Raw genomic sequence first — 19,782 nt, 5'->3', positions numbered from 1 at the left:
TCGCGCAACAATTTGACCTGCAGAGGTGCGTATGAGCGAGCCGATTCGCCTGACCCAGTACAGCCATGGCGCCGGCTGTGGTTGCAAGATCTCCCCCAAGGTGCTGGACGTGATCCTTGCCGAAAGCGGCACCCAGGCCCTGGACCCGAAACTGTGGGTCGGCAATGCCTCACGCGACGATGCAGCAGTGTACGCGCTGGACGACGAGCGCGGCGTGGTTTCGACTACCGACTTCTTCATGCCGATCGTCGATGACCCTTACGACTTCGGCCGCATTGCCGCCACCAACGCCATCAGCGACATCTATGCCATGGGCGGCGATCCGCTGATGGCCATTGCCATCCTCGGCTGGCCGGTCAACGTGCTGCCGCCGGAAGTCGCCCGCGAAGTCATCCGCGGCGGCCGTGCGGTGTGCGCCGAAGCGGGTATCCCGCTGGCCGGCGGCCACTCGATCGACGCGCCCGAGCCAATCTTTGGCCTGGCCGTCACCGGCGTGGTCAATAAACGCCACCTCAAACGCAACGACACCGCCAGCGTAGGCTGCCAGCTGTACCTGACCAAGCCCCTGGGCATCGGCATCCTCACCACTGCCGAGAAGAAGGCCAAGCTGCGCGCGCAGGACCAGGGCCTGGCCCGCGACTGGATGTGCACCCTCAATACGCCCGGCAGCCGCTTCGGCAAGCTGGACGGGGTCAAGGCCATGACCGACGTCACCGGCTTCGGCCTGCTTGGCCACCTGGTCGAGCTGGCCGAAGGCAGCGGCCTGACCGCGCATCTGGACTATGCTGCCGTGCCACGCCTGCCTAGCGTCGACCACTACCTGACCGAGGGCTGCATCCCCGGTGGAACCCTGCGCAACTACGACAGCTACGGGCACAAGATCGGCGCCCTCAGCGACGACCAGAAGCACCTGCTGTGCGATCCGCAGACCAGCGGTGGCTTGCTGGTTGCTGTTGCCCCAGGGGGTGAAGCCGAGTTCCTCGCCGAGGCTGCGGAACTGGGCCTGAAACTGTCCCCGATCGGCAAGCTGGTCGAGCGACAGAGCCATGCGGTCGAGGTGATCTGATGCGCCCCGACTGCACCGACTTCCGTCAGCTGTTCCTCGACGACGTGCCGATGATGGACATGCGCGCCCCCGTCGAATTCGCCAAAGGCGCCTTCCCTGGGGTGGTAAACCTGCCGCTGATGAACGACCAGGAGCGGCAGAAGGTCGGCACCTGCTACAAGCAGCAGGGCCAGGCCGCCGCCATCGCCCTGGGGCACCAGCTGGTCAGTGGCGCCACCAAGCAGGCCCGTCTGGAGGCCTGGGCAGCGTTTGCCAAGGCACACCCTGACGGTTACCTGTACTGCTTCCGTGGCGGCCTGCGATCGCAGATCGTGCAGGGCTGGCTGCGCGATGAGGCGGGCATTCAGTACCCGCGTGTCAAAGGCGGCTACAAGGCCATGCGTACCTTCCTGCTGGAGACTACCCAGCAAGCGGTAGAGCAATGTGATTTCGTGCTGGTCGGTGGACTGACCGGTACCGGCAAGACCGATGTGCTGCACCAGCTGGACAACGTGCTCGACCTTGAAGGCCACGCCAACCATCGCGGCTCCAGTTTCGGCAAGCGCGCCACGGCGCAACCGGCGCAGATCGACTTTGAAAACCAGCTGGCAATCGACGTGCTGAAAAAGCGCGACCGCGGTATCGAGCAGTTCGTGCTGGAAGATGAAGGCCGCATTGTCGGCAGCTGCACGGTGCCGCTGGAGTTGTACCAAGGCATGCAGCATTACCCGCTGGTGTGGCTTGAAGACAGCTTCACCAACCGCGTGGAGCGCATCCTGCGCGACTACGTGGTCAACCTGAGTGCCGAGTTCATAGCCGTGCATGGCGAGGAAGACGGTCCCCGGTTGTTTGCCGAGCGCATGCTGCAGAGCATGGCCAACATCTACAAGCGTTTAGGTGGAGAGCGCCATCAGCGCTTGTCCGAGAGGCTACGCGAAGCCTTGGAAGAGCAGCAGCGCAGCGGCGCAGTAGACCTGCACCGGGGCTGGATCGAAGGCTTGCTGAACGAGTACTACGACCCGATGTATGCCTACCAGCGCGAAGCCAAGGCCGAGCGCATCGAGTTTGCCGGGGATGCCGTGGAAGTGCGCGAGTACCTCAAGGCCCGGGCGCTGCGCCAACCGCGCAAATAGAACCAGCACCATCCAGTCCCCTGTAGGAGCGGGTTTACCCGCGAAGACGGCAACGCGGTGCATGACACCGGCAAAGCCGATGTTCGCGGCTAAACCCGCGCCTGCAAATGTGGGCCAATCATGCCCGAACAGGCGCTACTGCCCTGGGCTAAGCACCCGCTCCAGCTCAGCCGCGCGGGCGCGGGTCATGTCCATCATGCAGGTGCCACCTTCCAACTGCGCCAGGGTCCCGCCACTGGCCTGTACATGGAACTGGCAATTGCCATCACGGTAGGCCAGCCACTTGCGTTGTACATCCCGCAGGCTCTTCTGCTGCCCGGCATCCAGCTTGCCCATCAACTGCTTGTACACCCGGTTCAAGCGCTGGTCCTGCACTTGCGTTTCGGCCCCAATGCACGCGCGCATGGCCATGGTGCTGGAGGCCTTGTCCATGCACTGCCCATAGGCCGCCGTGTAATCGTCCGCCATCGCTACAGGTAGCACGCAAGCCAGTGCCAGGCCTGCCAGGCCTGCCAGGTAATGCTTGGTCATGCTAACCCTCCTTGTGGGTATCAAAGCGTCTGCGGCTGCTCCGGTGGCATCAGCACCTTGCCTGGCTCGAAGCGCAGCGAGGGCATTTGCGTCGCTGCATACAACGTTACCCCCAGGGCGGCAATCAAGGCGACATCAAGCCAGTTCCAGCCTGGCACGTCGTCAGCTCTTCGCGCCTTCCAGCAAAACCAGGCTTGCCCAAGGCAAAACACCACCATCGCTGTCAGCCACAGGTAGAAGCCTGCACCAAAGCCGGTAAGGTCATGAAACTCGTAGGTGCGGTTATCCGGCAAGCGGTCGATGCCAAAACTGCTGGCAGCCAGATACGCCGCGGCAAGCCCGGCCAGCAAGGCCAGCCGGCGAAACCGCCGATGGGCAAGGATGGCCAGGGCCAGCAGTGGGTTGGCGAACCATTGGTACAAGCCGAATGGCATACCCCATGGCCCGTACAGCAGCATCTGCAGGGCCGGCATGTGACGCTCGCCGCCCATCAGCGCACCATCGAAGAACAGGGCGAGCAGATACAGCAGCAGGCTGATACTCAGGTAGAAAACGGGCAAAGGGGATTCCTGAGAGAAACGGGACAGCTTACGACCTTAACCCAGGCCCTGCCCCGCTTCCAAATTCACGCTCGGGTGTTACGAGATCAGACTACTGGCGGCTCCAGCAGCAAGCCGTAAATACCCGAGTCGGACAGCTCGCCAGCCACGCACCAGCGCGCCCGCAAGGTGCCTTCCAGCACGAAGCCCTGGCGCTCAAGGGTGCGTGCCGAACCCTGGTTGCGCGGGTCGATCTCGCCTTCGAGACGACGCATATGCAGCGTATTGGCGATGTAGTCGATGAAGCAGGTCAAGGCTTCATCCATATATCCCCTGCCCTGAACCGAGCTGGCCAGGCAGTAGCCGATCTCGCCGCGGCGGGAAACGTCATCGATATTGAACAGCTGGACCATACCGATCAGTTCGCCGTTGTCGCGGCGGTACATGCCAAGCTTGAGCTGGTCGCCATTGGCATAGGCTTCGCGGTCGGCGGCCAGGGCGCTCTCGGCTTCGGCCAGGTCTTGCCAGGGTGCATGATGCCAATAGCGCATGACCTCGGGGTCGGCCATGATCGCCAACCACTGCGCGGCATCGGCATGGCGCATGGGGCGCAATTGCAGGCGCGGGCTGTCGAGGCAGAGGTCACTGGGGAAACTGCGGGGTGGGGTCACACCGGATCTCCTGTCCATTGCTGGGGAGATGACAGTTTAACGTTATGTGGGTGGGGTGGGGCAGGTCTTGGGTTATGGAGTGTGTTTGAGGAGGCTTGCCTTGGGATCTTCAGGGGCGCTTAGATCGAGCGCCGCCCGCGCGGCGCATCGCGAGCGAAGCTCGCTACAACATTTGTTTCGGGCCAGTCATTCCTGTCCCTTAAGGCATGCCCTCAGAGCCAGACCGCATCCCAGTGCGGATAATCCCCAATCCTGGAGACCAATCCTGCTCTTAGCGGATTGGCAATGATGTATCTGGCGACCTTCACCACATCATCATCATGACGCAAAGCCCGGTCGTGATAACCCGCCTGCCAGATCGGCACCACCCTTGCTCCAGCTTTGCGCAAAGCATGGCTGGTTCGGGATTTGAAACGCTGCATCAATGTCCCGAGTGTCACGTCTTTCAACTCAAGCAGCCAATGCACATGGTCGGGCATCACGACCCAGGCCAATGACCGGCAATGGTGCTCCTGATCTGCTCTGCGAAGAATTTGAATTACCAAGCGCGCAAATTGGAAGTTCAGGAACAATGGACGGCGGTGATAGGTAACCGAAGTCAGCATGTACAGCCGGCCAGGCTCCGAACACCTTCCGCGACGTAGTAGACAGCCATGGGGTTTGGGCATGTGGTCATGCCTTGAAAGACATGTCCAGGGCAGGATAGCGTTGTCTGGCGGGCCCAATGAGGTTTACGGTTACAGAGTGTGAGTGGGCAGATACATGACCGGGGATTGCGACAAGGCCGCCGTGTGCATGGTGTGCATGATTTGGTTTTTGTGGTGGTGCGCAAATCGAGCGCCGCCCGCGCGGCGCATCGCGAGCAAGCTCGCTCCTACATTGGTTTGGGGCCAGTGCAGCCGGCACCAACGCGCACCATTCGTTTCGGGCCAGTTATGCCTGTGACAGCCGCGCGCGACCGCCTTGTTTGAAAAACGCAATATCACGCCATGCGCCAAGGGGGCGCGCAACTCCCCCCAGGAATAATTGGCCCGAAACAAATGTAGGAGCGAGCTTGCTCGCGATGCGCCGCGCGGGCGGCGCTCAATTTCATAGGCGACGAACAACTCAAGGCATGCACCTGCCAGCCGCTACCGGCCCACCCGACAGGTACATCAGGCCATTACTCAACCCCTGCAATTGCAGATTGCGACAGGGACACCGTGTGCATGCCTTGGTTTTTGTGGTGGTGCGCAAATCGAGCGCCGCCCGCGCGGCGCATCGCGAGCAAGCTCGCTCCTACATTGGTTTCGGGCCAGTGCGGCCGGCACCAACGCGTGCCATTCGTTTCGGGCCAGTGCAGCCGGCACCAACGCGCACCATTCGTTTCGGGCCAGTTATGCCTGTGACAGCCGCGCGCGACCGCCTTGTTTGTACAACGCGATAGCACGCCATGCACCAAGGGGCGCGCGTCCTTCACAGGAATGACTGGCCTGAAATACAAGCTAACGAAAAACGCTCAGGCAACCTCAGCCCCATCATCCGGCCAATGCGGCTCGTTCGCCCCCGGCGGAGTCAACGGTGGCAGCCCATACGCCGCCCGCGCATCATCGCAGCTCGGGTTATGAACCCCACCCTCCCAGGACGCCTCGAACTCGCGGCAAGGACTGGAACGGTTGGCGTAAATGGTACAGGCCACTTCCTTTCCGATCTCGCCCTGAAGGCTGACACAGCGGCAAGGCTTGGCATCGGTGCCGATCATGGCAACGCGGGTGGGGTTGATCTGCACCACCAGGTCGTCCGGCACAAGGCCCCCGGCAGACTGGCATTCGCCCCAGAAGAAGGACACACGGAAGTACCCGCAGCAGGCGCCGCAGTCAAGGCAAGGGTTATATTCAGACATGATGTCACGGAGGGAAGGTTGTTGTTATCGGGGCTGGCCCGCGGCGCCATTTTTAATCCAAGCGGGGGCCGCTGGATAGAGGGGGAATGCAAAAAAAGTTGCCGCTGATCCGGCCACTGAACAAGGGCGACCAGTGCCTTCACCGGCCGCCCCCTTTCAGCTAGCAGATGGGCTGATAGGTTTCAGCGTCCCAGCGTTGCAAACCCAGGCCTGCGCTCGGCTTGTAGTCACCTCCCTGTACCTTGCTGAACTGCGTCTGCACGTCGCCACAATGCACCAGACGATCATTCTTATCGCCCTCGGTGAGCACCGTGTAGGACTCACTACGCATGGCTTGGTACTGCCTGTCGACAGCCGCCATGACCTGGTGATACTTCATCAACTGGCTGCTGCTCAAGGCCAGACGTTTGTCCAGTCGCACGCCCCAGCGGGTCAGGCAAACCTCGGCAAAGTGGCGAACGATCAGCCCAGGTTCGGCCAGCACCTTGCCATCGCCTGCGCCATCAGCCGAGGCGTTGCCCACCAGCGTGGCATGGCGACCCGGCATCGGATAAACGCATATCCGTGTCCCTTTGGCGACCGAAGGGATCACGCAGGCAAAACCTTTGGAGCGCTCATCCCTTGAGTAGAAGCCTACGTACTCTCTGACGTTATCCGCCAACGTTACGCGCTCGGCTTGCACGTTACCGACGCCAGGCACCGGATCGATGGCAAATATGTTCACCGGTATGCCCCGCAATACCGGGTCTTGCGCCATGGCATTGGCCAGCATGTGGCAGCTGATCCCTCCCCTGCTCCAGCCCACCAGGTTGACCTGGGTTGGCAGGCGCGGTTTGCGGAACATGCTGATGATGCGCTCCTGCAGTTCCTGCGGGGTTGGGTGGCGATCGCCGTAGTCGTAGGTTCGCCAGAACCATGAGGCGGAGGAAGAAACATCCGGAATCGGCACGCCGGCAGCTTTCAGCCGCTCGTATTCTTGCTCACTGAGTTTGGTGCGCCGCCAGCTGCTTTCGCCTTTGATGACCTGCAGCACATGGTTGACGTTCTCCTCCCAGCCGCGGCCAAACAGCTGGCCGGTCCAGTTGAAATAGCCGCCGGGTTCGACGAACAGGTTGTCATCCTGAAGGTTGCCGCTGCCTGGGCCGTCGACGGCGATCCAGTGGGCAAATTCCCGGCTCTGGTCGTTGCTGGCCAGGGTCGAGACCAGCTCGCCATTCCAGAAGTTGGGATTGGCGTCGTCAAAACGGTGCGAGCCAGTGCCGCAGAAGTAGGCGGTGAAGACACTCATGGGGGATCTCTTTGGTGAGAAATGAGTGCTGAAGGTAGGCGTACGGGTAACCAGAAGGCAGGCGGAAAGCTCACCCAAGAGGCAGTTGGGGCTGCTTTTGCAGCCCCGATCGGCTCACTTGCGAGCCAAACCATCAGCCCGGAACATTTGCCGGATTCCGCGGATGGCCTGGCGAATACGGTCCTGGTTCTCGATCAGAGCAAAGCGCACATGGTCGTCCCCATAGTCACCAAAACCGATCCCCGGCGACACACAGACCTTGGCCTCGGCCAGCAGCTTCTTGGAGAACTCCAGCGAACCCAGATGCGCATACTCCGGCGGGATCTTCGCCCACACGTACATCGACGCCTTGGGGTTCTCGACCATCCAGCCCAGTTCGTGCAGCCCTTTGACCAGCAGGTTGCGGCGCTGGCGATACTGCTCGGCAATGTCGCGCACGCACTGCTGGTCGCCTTCCAGCGCGGCAATGGCCGCGACCTGTAGCGGGGTGAAGGTGCCGTAGTCGTGGTAGCTCTTGATCCGCGCCAGCGCGCTGACCAGCTCAGGGTTGCCGACCATGAAGCCGATGCGCCAGCCGGCCATGTTGTAGCTCTTGGACAGGGTGAAGAATTCCACCGCAATGTCCTTGGCACCCGGCACCTGCATGATCGACGGGGCTTTCCAGCCGTCGTAAACGATATCGGCATAGGCCAGGTCATGCACCACCAGTACGTTGTACTGCTTGGCCAGGGCCACCACGCGCTCGAAGAAGTCCAGCTCCACGCACTGCGCGGTCGGGTTGGACGGGAAGCCCAGGATCATCATCTTCGGCTTGGGGATGGACTCGCGAATGGCCCGCTCAAGCTCGTTGAAGAAGTCCACACCCGGCACCAGCGGCACCGAACGCACCTGGGCACCGGCGATCACTGCGCCGTAGATGTGGATCGGGTAGCTGGGGTTGGGCACCAGCACCGTGTCGCCCTGGTCGAGGGTGGCCAGCATCAGGTGGGCCAGGCCCTCTTTCGAGCCGATGGTGACGATGGCTTCGCTTTCCGGGTCGATGTTGACCTCGTAGCGGTCCTTGTACCAGTTGGAGATGGCCCGGCGCAGGCGCGGGATGCCGCGCGAGGTGGAGTAGCCGTGGGTGTCTTCACGCTGGGCGACCTGTACCAGCTTCTCGACGATGTGCGGCGGGGTGGCGCCATCGGGGTTGCCCATGCTCAGGTCGATGATGTCCTCGCCACGGCGGCGGGCGGCCATCTTGAGCTCGGCAGTGATGTTGAAGACGTAAGGGGGGAGACGATCGATGCGCGCAAAGCGGCGCGGCGAACCTGGGTTGGCCATGGCTTCCTCTGAGGACGTAAGCGCCCGGAACCGTCCGAGCGACGCTGGCCGATGTGGCGGCCTGAGTCAGAAGATAGTGCTGAAACAGGATACCTGTAAAGGATAATTTCCTGTTTTTTTATAACTTTTCAGATCTATTGTTTGAAAATCAGAGATTTATATTTTCCGTTCTGGCCTCTTCGCGGGTAAACCCGCTCCTACAGGAACCTTGTAGGAGCGGGTTTACCCGCGAAGAGGCCAGCCCAGGAAAAACACCAAAAAAAACCCCGGCGCAGAGGCCGGGGTTTTCGTGAAACAGGCAGCAGTTTCAGCGAGCGTAGGTCATCAGCACGTCCGCAGCGGTCTGGCTGTCCACACCCATCATCACGCTCAGGGCAGTGACAGTGAGAATGGAGAAGCCGAACACCTTGCGGGCCCACTTGCTGTCGTCCTCGGCCTTGTAACCACCCCAGGCCATGTACAGCCAGTACAGGCCCATGGCTGCTGCTACGGCCAGGTAGCCGAGGCCGGCGTAACCGCCAAGGGTAAGCATCAGGGTGGCGAGCACGAAGGCCAGCACGTACAGCACGATCTGCTTTTTCGCCGCGAGGATGCCGCGCGCCACCGGCAGGACCGGAATGTTGGCAGCGCTGTAATCCTTGAAGCGGAAGATGGCGATGGCAAAGCTGTGCGGCATCTGCCACAGGCTGAACATCACCAGCAGGGTTACCGCAGCCAGGTCGAAGCTGTTGCTCACGGCGCAGTAGCCGATCACCGGAGGCATGGCACCGGACAGGCTGCCGACCAAGGTGCCGTGCACCGATTTACGCTTCAGCCACAGGCTGTAGAAACCGACGTAGACGACAAAGCCAATCAGTGCGCAGAACGCAGACAGCGGATTGGCCTGGACATACAGCAGGCTGAAACCCGCCACCCCGAGCAGGGTGGCGTAGATCAGCGCGAGGGGCAGCGACATGCCGCCCTGAACCATAACGCGGTTCTTGGTGCGCTCCATCTTGTGGTCGATGTCACGGTCGATGCAGTTGTTGAACACGCATCCGGACGCAACCACCAGCGAAGTACCGATCACCACCGCCAGGAACAGGGCGAAATCCACATGGCCCTTCGAGGCAAGGAAGAAACCGCCTGCCACGGAAAGCACGTTACCGAAAATGATCCCCGGTTTGGTGATTTGGATAAAGTGCTTAACGGACATGCAGTCTTACCTCACTTGGCCAACATTTCGAAGTGGATGCTGAACATGATCCACAGCGACAGGCCGACAAGCAGAGCGATCACCAAGGTGGTGAACAGGAACGTCGAAACGTTGTTGCGTTGCTCTTTCGAGCGGTCCATGTGCAGGAAGTAAACCAGGTGAACAACTACCTGGATCACGGCCATGGCAACAATGATCAGAACGGTCAGGTTCTTCGGCAGGCTGGCGGTCATGGCCAGGCCGAACGGGATCGCAGTCAGGATGATCGACAGTACGAAACCGATCATGTAGGACTTGACGCTGCCGTGATTACCTTCGTGATGAGTGTCGTGTGCGTTAGCCATTACAGAACCCCCAGCAGGTAAACGACGGTGAATACGCAGATCCAGACCACGTCCAGGAAGTGCCAGAACAGGCTCAGGCAGCTCATGCGGGTCTTGGCGGTCGGCGTGATGCCGTGCTTGTTGATCTGGTACATCATGATTGCCATCCAGATCAGACCAGCAGTCACGTGCAGACCGTGGGTACCTACCAGGGCGAAGAAGCCCGACAGGAAGCCACTGCGCTGCGGGCCGAAGCCCTCGCTGATCAGGTGATGGAACTCATAGATTTCCATCGCGATGAAGCCTGCACCGAACAGGAAGGTCACAGCCAACCAGCCCAGTACGCCAGCTTTCTTGCCATCGAACATCTTCAGCATGGCGAAGCCGAAGGTGATCGAGGAAAGCAGCAGGAACAGCGTTTCAACAGCTACGAAATCGAGCTGGAAGATGTCATGACCCGACGGGCCGCCGGCAAAACTGCCGGACAGCACCGCGTAGGTGGCGAAGAGCGACGCAAACAGGATGCAGTCGGTCATCAGGTACAGCCAGAAGCCCAGTACGGTCATCTGGCCCGAGTCGTGGTGGTGGTCGTCGTGCCCATGGTCGTGACCATGAGCAGCGCCGTGCATTACTTGACTGGACATTGATTACACCCGCTCAAACGATTCGACACGTGCGCCGGCAGGCAGAGCACCTGCTTTGGCCAGCGCTTTCATACGCTCGCCTTCGATGCGCGCCACTTCTTCGGCCGGAACCATGTAGCCCTGGTCGTCACGCGCAGCGTGGCGAACGAAGACAGCGATGGTTGCAACCAGGCTCGCGCCAACCAGCCACCAGATGTGCCAGATGAAGGCGAAGCCGAAGACGGTCAGGAACAGGCCCATGAACAGACCGGTAGCGGTGTTGCTCGGCATGTGAATGGCTTCGTACTTGGCCGGAGCCTTGTACGCAACGCCTGCTTCCTTGGCTTCGTGCCAGCAGTCCAGGCCAACTTTCTCAGGCATGTGAGCGAAGTTGTAGAACGGAGGTGGCGAAGAAGTCGACCATTCCAGGGTACGGCCGCCCCATGGGTCGCCGGTCACGTCCAGGTTCTGGTTGCGGTCGCGGACCGAAACGAAGATCTGGATCAGCTGGCAAGCGATACCGAACAGGATCAGCACGGCGCCGACAACGGCTACGTACAGGTAGGGTTCCCACAGTGGGTTGTCGGAGTGGTTCAGACGACGGGTCATGCCCATGAAGCCCAGGGCGTACAGCGGCATGAACGCAACGTAGAAGCCCGACAGCCAGAACCAGAAGGCAGCTTTGCCCCACTTCTCGTTCAGGGTGAAGCCGAAGGCTTTCGGGAACCAGAAGGCGAAACCGGCGATGTAGCCGAATACCGCGCCACCGATGATCACGTTGTGGAAGTGCGCAATTACGAACAGGCTGTTGTGCAGAACGAAGTCAGCACCCGGAACGGCCAGCAGTACGCCAGTCATGCCACCGATGGAGAAGGTGACCATGAAGCCCAGGGTCCAGAGCATCGGTGCGGTGAAGCGCACACGGCCTTGGTACATGGTGAACAGCCAGTTGAACAGCTTCACACCGGTCGGAATGGAGATCAGCATCGTCGCCAGGCCGAAGAAGGTGTTGACGCTGGCGCCGGCACCCATGGTGAAGAAGTGGTGCAGCCATACAGCAAAGCCGAGGATGGCGATCGCGCCCGATGCGTAAATCATCGAGTGGTGGCCGAACAGGCGTTTGCCAGAGAACGTCGAAGTTACTTCCGAGAACACGCCGAAGGCCGGCAGGATCAGGATGTAAACCTCAGGGTGACCCCACGCCCAGAACAGGTTGACGTACATCATCGGGTTCCCACCAAGCTCGTTGGTGAAGATGTGGAAGTCCAGATAACGGTCAACAGTCAGCAGAGCGAGTGCAGCAGTCAGGATCGGGAACGAAGCGACGATCAGTACGTTGGCCCAGGTGCAGGTCCAGGTGAAGATCGGCATGTCCATCAGCTTCATGCCAGGTGCGCGCATCTTCATCACGGTGACGAGGAAGTTCACGCCGGTAAGCGTCGTACCCAATCCGGATAGCTGTAGCGCCCAGATGTAGTAGTCGACACCCACCCCAGGGCTGTACTGAATGCCCGCGAGCGGCGGATAGGCAACCCAGCCGGTCTTGGCGAATTCACCAACGCCCAGCGAGATGTTGACCAGCAGCACGCCTGCCAGCAGCAGGTAGAAGCTCAGGGAGTTCAGGAACGGGAAGGCAACGTCACGTGCACCGATCTGCAGAGGAACCGCCAGGTTCATCAGGCCGGTGAAGAACGGCATCGCCATGAAGATGATCATGATCACACCGTGAGCGGTGAAGATCTGGTCATAGTGTTCAGGCGGCAGATAGCCTTCGGAGCCGCCGGTTGCGGCAGCCAGCTGGGTACGCATCATGATGGCGTCGGCAAAGCCGCGCAGCAGCATGACCATCGCGACGATGATGTACATCACGCCGATCTTTTTGTGGTCGACAGTAGTCAGCCACTCGCTCCACAAGTAGGTCCACTTGCGGAAATAGGTGATAAGACCGACGACAGCGATACCGCCGAGCGCGATCATGGCAAGCGTCACCATGACTATCGGCTCGTGATAGGGTATCGCCTCCAGGCTTAGTTTACCGAACATCTCTTACTCCTCTGCACCGGCAGCTGGTTGCATACTCGATTCCACACCCTTGGTTGTGGCCAGATCTGTGCTGCCTGCTTCTTCGTGGCTACGACCGCGGTTCATGCCTTCGTACTTGTCGACGATCAGCTGGAACTGCTCAGGCGAAGCCTCGCTATACAGCGCGACCGGGTTGTTTTCGCTTGGTTTGGCCAAGGCAGCGTATTCGGCCTTGTCCAGCTTCTTCGGCGACTGCTTGACTTCAGCGACCCACTTGTCGAAGTCTTCCTGAGAGGTGGCAGTAGCCTTGAATTTCATGCCGGTGAAGCCAGCACCGCTGTAGTTGGCGCTGATACCGTCGAACTCGCCATTTTCGTTGGCGATCAGGTGCAGCTTGGTGGTCATGCCGGCCATGGCGTAGATCTGGCCGCCCAGGCCTGGGATGAAGAACGAGTTCATCACAGCGTCGGAAGTGACGCGGAAGTTGACCGGGGTGTTAGCCGGGAAGACGATCTTGTTGACCGTGGCAATGCCCTGCTCCGGGTAGATGAACAGCCACTTCCAGTCCAGCGCGACCACGTCGATCTGAATCGGCTTAACGTCCGAATCCAGCGGACGATACGGGTCCAGCTTGTGGGTGGAGTGGTAGGTGACATAACCCAGGGCGATGATGATCAGGATCGGGATGATCCATACCGCGGCCTCGATCTTGGTCGAGTGCGACCAGTCAGGGGTGTAGGTGGCTGCCTTGTTGGAAGCACGGTACTTCCAGGCGAACGCCAAGGTCATGATGATCACAGGGATTACCACCAGCAGCATCAGGCCGGTAGCGATCAGGATCAGGTTCTTTTGCTCAATGCCGACCTGGCCCTTCGGGTCGAGCAGGGTCCAGTTGCACCCACTGAGTAAAAGCATGCCTAAAAAGGGCAATATGCCAAACAGTCTGGGGTAACGCTTTTTACTCATCTCACGACCTCTAGATCAGCTTGCTTCAATGCAATTTGTGTTTTGGTAGCCAGCACTTCGTCCTGCCAAGTGAGGCATTTCGCGCCCGTACTCACTCCTGCCTGGGGTCCGACTGCAGGACCTTGGCTTCAAGCGGGTTAGCGGTGCTTATGGTTTCGTAGGCAACAGGCCTGTACTTCAGACCAAGTCCATTTGGTGCGGGAAAACGCGGAGGGGTGTCCGCCCGGTATCGCCGTTGGGCGAAACTTGACGAAGTCAGCAAAAAGGAGCGCTGAGGCTTCCTTCAATCCTGCGACTCGCAAGCAGTGCCGAACGGAAATTGGGGGCGATTGTAGATAGGTCGCCAACCCTTGACTATGACTTATTGAGCAACAGTCTTTTACAGAATCCGTAACAATACTGCTCAATAATTCAACTTCGCGACAGTTTGTCGCACCCCGCTTGCCAGGCCTCAAAGCCGCATTCTACAAGGCTTCGGGATTGATCTGGATCAAGCGGTGCGCAACTTTTCCCTCTTCGCATGGAGTGCAAAAGACCCCATGCAATTCGGGACTTTTGTCTAAACCTGGCGTCGGTTGCGGTAGATACCGAGCGGAACCAGGACTGCGGTCAGCACGAAGGCCACAAGCGCCCATTGCGCCAGCGACAGGCCGAGGATCGGCGGGTACGGCGTGCTGCAGAAGCCGTCGACCTGAAACGCCAGTGGCCACAGCTTTGCCAGTGGCAGGTCATCCACAATCGGTTGCAGGGTATCGATACCGCAACTGACCATGGGGTTGGCGAGTATATACACATGGTTGCCGGCCGCAACGATTCCGCCAATAGCACTGAGCACCACCAACGCTTCGAAGAAGGTCAGGCTGCGGCGCCCAGGCATCGCCGCAGCGATGAAGGCAAACACGGCAATGAACAGCAATGCATAACGTTGCAGGATGCACAGCGGGCACGGTGCCTCGCCCAGCACCACTTGCATGTAGAGGGCGCCGCCGATCAGCGAGAGGCAGATCAGGCCCAACAGCACCAGAAAGCGCCGTTCCCGATTCAGGCGCGATGTTTGTTCGTTCATTGCCGGTTCCTTCGATGGATAGTGGCAGCGTGATCCGCCTGCCTGGGCGCAAGTCTACACGCTGGGCATGGCCTGTGAGCATGCCGAGGGAGCGTCGCGGAAGCACTGCGCAGGGCTATCCAGTGTGGCTGAGACCGGCCGCAACGACGTCGGTTCAACGCCGGGCGGCAAAAAAACGGCTGCCCAGGTGCCGCGCAGGGGCAAGCCCCTCGACACCCGGGAGTGAAGGATACCGTGATTAAAGGATGATTAAGGATGAAAGCGCAGCGCCCGGTTTCATCTTTCCTTTATATATAGGCAGAAAGGTGTGCTGCAGCGGGGGGACGAGTACTTTATAAGCCTGTACCGGCCCCTTCGCGGGTAAACCCGCTCCTACAGAGACGGCACCACATTCAAGACCGGTGCAATACCTGTAGGAGCGGGCTTGCCCGCTCCTACAGAGACGGCATCACATTCAAGACCGGTGCAATACCTGTGGGAGCGGGCTTGCCCGCGAAGAGGCCGGCACAGGCGCTACATCACTCCAGCGCTGCCGCCGGCCCGAAGAACTCGTAGCGGCTCTGCTGCTCCGGCACCCCCAGGCCCTTCAGCTGGCGTTTGACCGCCGCCATGAAGCCTTTCGGCCCGAGGAAGTAGGCATCCACGTCACGCTCCTGCGGCAGCCACTCGGCGAGCAGGTCTTCACTGAGCAAACCCACCGCATCGGCTGCAGCGCCACCTTCCGGCTCGGCATAGCAGTAGAAGCGCTTGAGCTGTGGATGACGTGCCGCCAAACCATCGATCCAGTCCCGGAAGGCATGCACCGCGCCGTTACGCGCACAGTGGATGAAATGCACCTCGCGCCGGGTTTGCAGTGCTGCCTGCAGCATTGCCAGGGTCGGGGTAATGCCCACCCCTCCGCTGATCAGCACCAGCGGCTTGTCGCTGGCTGCCAGGGTGAAGTCCCCCGCAGGCGGGAACAGTTGCAGGGTATCGCCGACCACCAAGTCATCGTGCAGGTAATTGGAGACCTTGCCGCCCGCCTCACGCTTGACGCTAATGCGGTATTCCTTGCCGTCGCACAGCGCCGACAGGGAATAGTTGCGGCGCTGCTCGGCACCGTCTATGTCTAGCTTCAGGCCGATGTACTGGCCAGGTTCTGCCTTGAGCACCGGCATGCCATCCACCGGGGCGAAGTAGAACGAAACGATCTCGCTGCTTTCCTGCTCGCGGCGTACCAGGCGGAATTCACGCGTACCGCGCCAGCCACCCTCGGCCGCTTCCTTCTCTCTATAAAGGTTTTCTTCAGCACCAGTCAGAATGTCGGCCAGCTGGCCATAGGCCGCGCCCCAGGCGTCGATCACCGCAGGGGTGGCAATGTCCTTGCCAAGCACTTCCTCGATGGCGCGCAGCAGGCAGCTTCCGACAATCGGGTAGTGCTGCGGCAGAATCTGCAGGGCAACATGCTTGTTGATGATCTGCCCGACCAGACCACCCAGTTGCTCCAGCTGGTCGATATGGCGGGCATACATCAACACGCCGTTAGCCAGCGCACGCGGCTGATCGCCGCTGGCCTGGTGGGCCTGGTTGAACAGCGGCCGTACCTCGGGGTACTCGCTGAGCATCATCTTGTAGAAGTGGGTGGTCAGCGCTTCGCCGCCGCTTTCCAGCAGAGGTACAGTGGCCTTGATGATTGCACGTTGTTCGGCATTGAGCATTGCAACAACTCCTGAGCCTGTGGCTTCAAATGACTGCCCCAACCGTTACAGCAATCATGCCAACTTTTATCGCCCGTAAAATCAGGGGTTTGATGCAGGTCATGTCAAAAAGACCTACCCCCACGTATAGTCATATTGACCCACAGGAGTCCATATGACTACAAAGCCGCTACTCACCGCCCTGCTGCCCCTGGTCAGCGACCTGTCCCGCGATTTGCCCGACCAGGAGCGCTACCGCCGCCTGTTGCAAGCCATGCGTGGCCTGCTGCCGTGCGATGCCGCAGCGCTGCTGCGACTGGATGGTGAATGGCTGGTGCCGCTGGCAGTGGATGGCCTTAGCCCCGACACTCTCGGCCGTCGCTTCAGGGTCAGCGAGCACCCGCGCTTCCAGATACTGCTCAGCCGCCCGGAACCCACCCGTTTCGCCAGCGACTCCGAACTGCCCGACCCCTATGATGGTTTGGTCCACGCCCCCGATGCCAACCTTGAAGTGCACGACTGCATGGGCTGCCCGTTGATGGTCGATGAGCGCCCATGGGGCCTGGTCACCCTCGACGCCCTCACCCCCGGGCAGTTCCAGAGCCTGGAGCTGGATGCCCTGCAGGCCTTTGCCAGCCTGGCGGCCGCCACCGTTACCGTGGCCGAGCGTATCGAGCACCTGGCCCTGCGCGCCGAAGACGAACATCACCGCGCCGAGCTCTACCGCCAGGCCAGCGGCCAGGATAGAGAGCTGATTGGCCAGAGCCCCGCGCACAAACGCCTGGTGGAAGAAATTCGTCTGGTCGGCAGCAGCGACCTGACCGTGCTGATCACCGGCGAAACCGGGGTCGGCAAGGAGCTGGTGGCCCAGGCCCTGCACCGGGCCAGTAGCCGCGCGGACAAGCCGCTGGTCAGCCTCAACTGCGCCGCCCTGCCCGACACCTTGGTGGAAAGCGAACTGTTCGGTCATGTGCGCGGCGCCTTCACCGGCGCGCATGGCGAGCGCCGCGGCAAGTTCGAGCTGGCCAACGGCGGCACGCTGTTCCTCGACGAAGTTGGCGAACTGCCGCTGACGGTGCAGGCCAAGCTGTTACGCGTGCTGCAAAGCGGCCAACTGCAGCGCCTGGGTTCGGACCGCGAGCACCGAGTGGACGTGCGACTGATCGCCGCGACCAACCGCGACCTGGCTGCCGAGGTGCGTACGGGCAACTTCCGCGCCGACTTCTATCACCGCCTCAGCGTATACCCGCTGCACGTGCCACCGTTGCGCGAACGTGGGCGAGACGTGCTGCTATTGGCGGGCTACTTCCTCGAACAGAACCGTTCACGGCTTGGCCTGAACAGCCTGCGCCTGAGCCATGAGGCCCAAGCCGCGTTGATCGCCTACGACTGGCCAGGCAATGTGCGCGAACTGGAACACCTGATCGGCCGCTCGGCACTCAAGGCGCTAGGCCAGCACCCTGATCGCCCACGTATCCTCACCCTCGAAGCCATCGACCTGGACCTGCGTGTGTCGACAGCGATGCCAGGCACGCTGCCCTCCCCCGCAGCACCGCTGCAAGTGGTCACCCCGCCTGAAGGCGGCTTGCGTGAAGCCGTCGATATTTACCAGCGACAGGTGATCGAAGCCTGCCTGCAGCGGCATCAGGACAACTGGGCAGCAGCGGCCCGCGAACTCGGCCTGGACCGCGCAAACCTGAGCCGTTTGGCCCGCAGGCTAGGGCTTCGCTGAGGCTTTTCTACCAAAGGATTAACCCAGAAAGCCATCTGGTTGCTTCCCCACTGGCTGCTATATCTCCCTAACCACCCGTTTGTCGACTGCCTGGTCGAGGCTGTGCGTAAAACCCCTCACAGGGCTCTGTTACGCCGGTTATGGCCCGAACACTCGGACCGGGGGATCCGGATATCAGCAGGGAGCATCCATGGACAACATCGTCGTCGCCGATAAGCAATCCGAAGTCGCCACTCAGAGCGCCTGGGGCAATATCAATCTCAAAGCACCAAGCGTCGTGCAGATACCGGTATCTCCCGACAAAGTGGCCACCGTCACCCAACGTGGGCAGGACCTGATCGTCACCCTGAAGTCGGGTGAAAAAGTCACCATCGGTAACTTCTTCGCCGTGGACCAAACCGGGGTCGGCAGCGATATGGTCTTCGTCGGCGAAGATGGCACCCTGTGGCATGCCCAATACGATGCGGCAGCGTTCACCGGTTTCACCTTCGAAGAAGTGGCCTCGCTGGACGAACTGGTTGCGGGCATCGGTACTGCAGGCAGCGCCATGCCAACTTGGGCGATTGCCGGGCTCAGCCTGCTCGGCGTGGGCGGCGCCGCAGCAGCAGCGGACAACGGCGGCGGGGGCAGCAGCGGCGGCTCCGACCCCGACACCAGCGCACCGGCCACACCGATCGACCTGCTGGTTTCGCCAGATGGCCTGCGTCTGACCGGCCGTGGCGAAGCAGGCACCACGGTGAACATCCGCGACGCCGCCGGCAACCTGGTCGGCAGCGGCACAGTGGGTGCCGACGGCAACTTCGACGTGACGTTGAGTGCGCCGCAGATCAACAGCGAAAACCTTGATGTCACCCTGACCGACGCCGCCGGCAATGTCTCGGCGCCTGGCACTGTCACTGCACCGGACGCAACTGCACCACTGGCACCGACCGACCTGGCGATCAATGAACAGGGCACCACCCTCACCGGTCGTGCCGAGCCCGGCTCGACGGTATCCGTACGAGGCGCAGGTGGCGTATTGCTGGGCACTGCGGTGGCGGGTGCGGACGGCCAGTTCAGCATCACCCTGCAACCGCCACAAAGCGACGGCCAGGCCCTGGAGGTCAGCGCTGCAGACGCGGCAGGCAATAGCTCGCCAGTTGCCAGCATCACGGCACCGGACGTCGACACCCCTGATACTACAGCCCCTGAACAACCGACCGACCTGGCCCTGGCCGAAGGCGTCACCTTCACCGGTCGCGGTGAGCCTGGTGCTACCGTGCAGGTGCGCGACGCAGCCGGCAACCTGATTGGCACCGGTGTCGTCGGTGCCGACGGCCTGTTCAGCCTCACCCTGTCGCCTGCCCAGGCCAATGGTGAAGCACTCGATGTGCGTTTGGTGGATGCCGCCGGCAACAGCTCTGCCCCATTGCAATTCGATGCGCCGGACATCACACCGCCCGATGCGGTGAGCAACATTGCTGTAGGCGCTGACGGCCTGGCCCTGAGCGGTCGCGGTGAACCCGGCGCCACTGTCGAAGTGCGTGATGCCAGTGGCACCGTGATCGGTACGGGTATTGTGGGAGCCAATGGCACTTTCATGATTGATCTTGATCCGGCGGCGCAGCCGGGCGAGCAGTTGAGCCTGGTGCAGACCGACACAAGCGGCAATGCGTCCGTGGCTACCGAGTACGACGTACCGCTGACCACTGCGCCCGATAGCCCGAGCAATCTGGCCATCAATGCTGATGGCACCACCCTCACCGGTACCGCGCCGGCCGGCACCCG

At 61.1% G+C, this 19,782-nt stretch carries 18 protein-coding genes; 4 read left to right on the top strand and 14 right to left on the bottom strand.

The genetic code is table 11. The features are described 5' to 3' along the window. Positions 1 to 31 precede the first annotated feature (31 nt). The gene (selD, locus tag INQ47_RS24965; RefSeq protein WP_404702840.1) at positions 32 to 1,066 is read left to right on the top strand and encodes a selenide, water dikinase SelD; all 1,035 of its coding nucleotides are present in this window, start codon (positions 32 to 34) and stop codon (positions 1,064 to 1,066) included. Beyond that, positions 1,066 to 2,178, top strand: coding sequence for a tRNA 2-selenouridine(34) synthase MnmH (mnmH, locus tag INQ47_RS24960; protein WP_252458449.1), 1,113 nt, complete (start codon positions 1,066 to 1,068; stop codon positions 2,176 to 2,178). Before selD ends, mnmH begins: the two co-directional genes overlap by 1 nt. A 135-nt stretch (positions 2,179 to 2,313) precedes the next feature. Here the strand turns inward: mnmH and INQ47_RS24955 are convergent, their stop codons facing one another. From INQ47_RS24955 to hmpA, 14 genes are all read right to left on the bottom strand, one after another. Next, positions 2,314 to 2,709 carry a lysozyme inhibitor LprI family protein gene (locus tag INQ47_RS24955; RefSeq protein ID WP_404702839.1) on the bottom strand — a complete coding sequence of 132 codons (396 nt, stop codon included), beginning with the start codon at positions 2,707 to 2,709 and terminating at the stop codon, positions 2,314 to 2,316. Positions 2,710 to 2,729: 20 nt separating this feature from the next. After that, positions 2,730 to 3,269, bottom strand: a complete 540-nt coding sequence (locus INQ47_RS24950) for a hypothetical protein (protein ID WP_103443511.1) — start codon at positions 3,267 to 3,269, stop codon at positions 2,730 to 2,732. An 86-nt stretch (positions 3,270 to 3,355) separates the two neighbouring features. Beyond that, entirely contained in the window at positions 3,356 to 3,919 is a 564-nt protein-coding gene (locus INQ47_RS24945; RefSeq protein WP_021781750.1) for a GNAT family N-acetyltransferase, read from the bottom strand. A gap of 212 nt (positions 3,920 to 4,131) precedes the next feature. Continuing rightward, positions 4,132 to 4,587: an REP-associated tyrosine transposase gene (locus INQ47_RS24940; RefSeq protein WP_404702838.1), complete on the bottom strand. Its 456-nt coding sequence runs from the start codon at positions 4,585 to 4,587 to the stop codon at positions 4,132 to 4,134. Between the two features lie 830 nt (positions 4,588 to 5,417). Next, on the bottom strand, positions 5,418 to 5,801 hold the full coding sequence (locus INQ47_RS24935) for a YkgJ family cysteine cluster protein (protein ID WP_016393961.1): 384 nt from the start codon (positions 5,799 to 5,801) through the stop codon (positions 5,418 to 5,420). Between the two features lie 160 nt (positions 5,802 to 5,961). Then, on the bottom strand, positions 5,962 to 7,089 hold the full coding sequence (locus INQ47_RS24930) for a hypothetical protein (RefSeq protein ID WP_404702837.1): 1,128 nt from the start codon (positions 7,087 to 7,089) through the stop codon (positions 5,962 to 5,964). 114 nt (positions 7,090 to 7,203) lie between these two features. Continuing rightward, positions 7,204 to 8,412 (bottom strand): alanine transaminase, encoded by a 1,209-nt coding sequence (gene alaC / locus INQ47_RS24925; RefSeq protein WP_404702836.1) that lies wholly within the window; start codon positions 8,410 to 8,412, stop codon positions 7,204 to 7,206. A gap of 307 nt (positions 8,413 to 8,719) precedes the next feature. Continuing rightward, on the bottom strand, positions 8,720 to 9,607 hold the full coding sequence (cyoE, locus tag INQ47_RS24920) for a heme o synthase (RefSeq protein WP_003248596.1): 888 nt from the start codon (positions 9,605 to 9,607) through the stop codon (positions 8,720 to 8,722). 11 nt (positions 9,608 to 9,618) lie between these two features. Next, positions 9,619 to 9,951 carry a cytochrome o ubiquinol oxidase subunit IV gene (gene cyoD / locus INQ47_RS24915; RefSeq protein WP_003248599.1) on the bottom strand — a complete coding sequence of 111 codons (333 nt, stop codon included), beginning with the start codon at positions 9,949 to 9,951 and terminating at the stop codon, positions 9,619 to 9,621. Further along, entirely contained in the window at positions 9,951 to 10,574 is a 624-nt protein-coding gene (gene cyoC, locus INQ47_RS24910; protein WP_010952048.1) for a cytochrome o ubiquinol oxidase subunit III, read from the bottom strand. The genes cyoD and cyoC overlap by 1 nt, the downstream gene beginning before the upstream one ends. Positions 10,575 to 10,577: 3 nt before the next feature. Next, positions 10,578 to 12,596, bottom strand: coding sequence for a cytochrome o ubiquinol oxidase subunit I (gene cyoB, locus INQ47_RS24905; RefSeq protein ID WP_003248603.1), 2,019 nt, complete (start codon positions 12,594 to 12,596; stop codon positions 10,578 to 10,580). Between the two features lie 3 nt (positions 12,597 to 12,599). After that, the gene (cyoA, locus tag INQ47_RS24900; RefSeq protein ID WP_021781744.1) at positions 12,600 to 13,541 is read right to left on the bottom strand and encodes a ubiquinol oxidase subunit II; all 942 of its coding nucleotides are present in this window, start codon (positions 13,539 to 13,541) and stop codon (positions 12,600 to 12,602) included. A 559-nt stretch (positions 13,542 to 14,100) separates the two neighbouring features. Beyond that, a complete protein-coding gene (locus INQ47_RS24895; RefSeq protein WP_021781743.1) occupies positions 14,101 to 14,607 on the bottom strand; it encodes a disulfide bond formation protein B in 507 nt (168 codons plus the stop codon). A gap of 518 nt (positions 14,608 to 15,125) precedes the next feature. Next, a complete protein-coding gene (hmpA, locus tag INQ47_RS24890; protein ID WP_404702835.1) occupies positions 15,126 to 16,304 on the bottom strand; it encodes an NO-inducible flavohemoprotein in 1,179 nt (392 codons plus the stop codon). Between the two features lie 154 nt (positions 16,305 to 16,458). On the opposite strand from hmpA, the gene norR reads away from it, so the two are divergent. Together norR and INQ47_RS24880 are read left to right on the top strand one after the other, a co-directional pair. Continuing rightward, a complete protein-coding gene (gene norR, locus INQ47_RS24885; RefSeq protein WP_404702834.1) occupies positions 16,459 to 18,015 on the top strand; it encodes a nitric oxide reductase transcriptional regulator NorR in 1,557 nt (518 codons plus the stop codon). A 190-nt stretch (positions 18,016 to 18,205) separates the two neighbouring features. Continuing rightward, positions 18,206 to 19,782: Ig-like domain-containing protein (locus tag INQ47_RS24880; protein WP_404702833.1), on the top strand; the 1,577-nt coding region annotated here is incomplete at its 3' end.

It is taken from the genome of Pseudomonas sp. 3HC3, assembly GCF_044904505.1.
GTDB lineage: Bacteria > Pseudomonadota > Gammaproteobacteria > Pseudomonadales > Pseudomonadaceae > Aquipseudomonas > Aquipseudomonas putida_Y.
The sequence above is the reverse complement of the archived record's forward strand: the minus strand, read 5'-3'. Positions and strand labels throughout refer to the sequence as shown.

What these genes read in the sequence shown, in the direction of transcription:
- cyoA (WP_021781744.1), bottom strand. Translation starts at nt 13,541, where the DNA reads ATGAGTAAAAAGCGTTACCCCAGACTGTTTGGCATATTGCCCTTTTTA.
- INQ47_RS24895 (WP_021781743.1), bottom strand. Translation starts at nt 14,607, where the DNA reads ATGAACGAACAAACATCGCGCCTGAATCGGGAACGGCGCTTTCTGGTG.
- cyoC (WP_010952048.1), bottom strand. Translation starts at nt 10,574, where the DNA reads ATGTCCAGTCAAGTAATGCACGGCGCTGCTCATGGTCACGACCATGGG.
- INQ47_RS24940 (WP_404702838.1), bottom strand. Translation starts at nt 4,587, where the DNA reads ATGCCCAAACCCCATGGCTGTCTACTACGTCGCGGAAGGTGTTCGGAG.
- hmpA (WP_404702835.1), bottom strand. Translation starts at nt 16,304, where the DNA reads ATGCTCAATGCCGAACAACGTGCAATCATCAAGGCCACTGTACCTCTG.
- selD (WP_404702840.1), top strand. Translation starts at nt 32, where the DNA reads ATGAGCGAGCCGATTCGCCTGACCCAGTACAGCCATGGCGCCGGCTGT.
- alaC (WP_404702836.1), bottom strand. Translation starts at nt 8,412, where the DNA reads ATGGCCAACCCAGGTTCGCCGCGCCGCTTTGCGCGCATCGATCGTCTC.
- cyoB (WP_003248603.1), bottom strand. Translation starts at nt 12,596, where the DNA reads ATGTTCGGTAAACTAAGCCTGGAGGCGATACCCTATCACGAGCCGATA.
- cyoE (WP_003248596.1), bottom strand. Translation starts at nt 9,607, where the DNA reads ATGTCCGTTAAGCACTTTATCCAAATCACCAAACCGGGGATCATTTTC.
- INQ47_RS24930 (WP_404702837.1), bottom strand. Translation starts at nt 7,089, where the DNA reads ATGAGTGTCTTCACCGCCTACTTCTGCGGCACTGGCTCGCACCGTTTT.
- INQ47_RS24955 (WP_404702839.1), bottom strand. Translation starts at nt 2,709, where the DNA reads ATGACCAAGCATTACCTGGCAGGCCTGGCAGGCCTGGCACTGGCTTGC.
- mnmH (WP_252458449.1), top strand. Translation starts at nt 1,066, where the DNA reads ATGCGCCCCGACTGCACCGACTTCCGTCAGCTGTTCCTCGACGACGTG.
- cyoD (WP_003248599.1), bottom strand. Translation starts at nt 9,951, where the DNA reads ATGGCTAACGCACACGACACTCATCACGAAGGTAATCACGGCAGCGTC.
- INQ47_RS24935 (WP_016393961.1), bottom strand. Translation starts at nt 5,801, where the DNA reads ATGTCTGAATATAACCCTTGCCTTGACTGCGGCGCCTGCTGCGGGTAC.
- norR (WP_404702834.1), top strand. Translation starts at nt 16,459, where the DNA reads ATGACTACAAAGCCGCTACTCACCGCCCTGCTGCCCCTGGTCAGCGAC.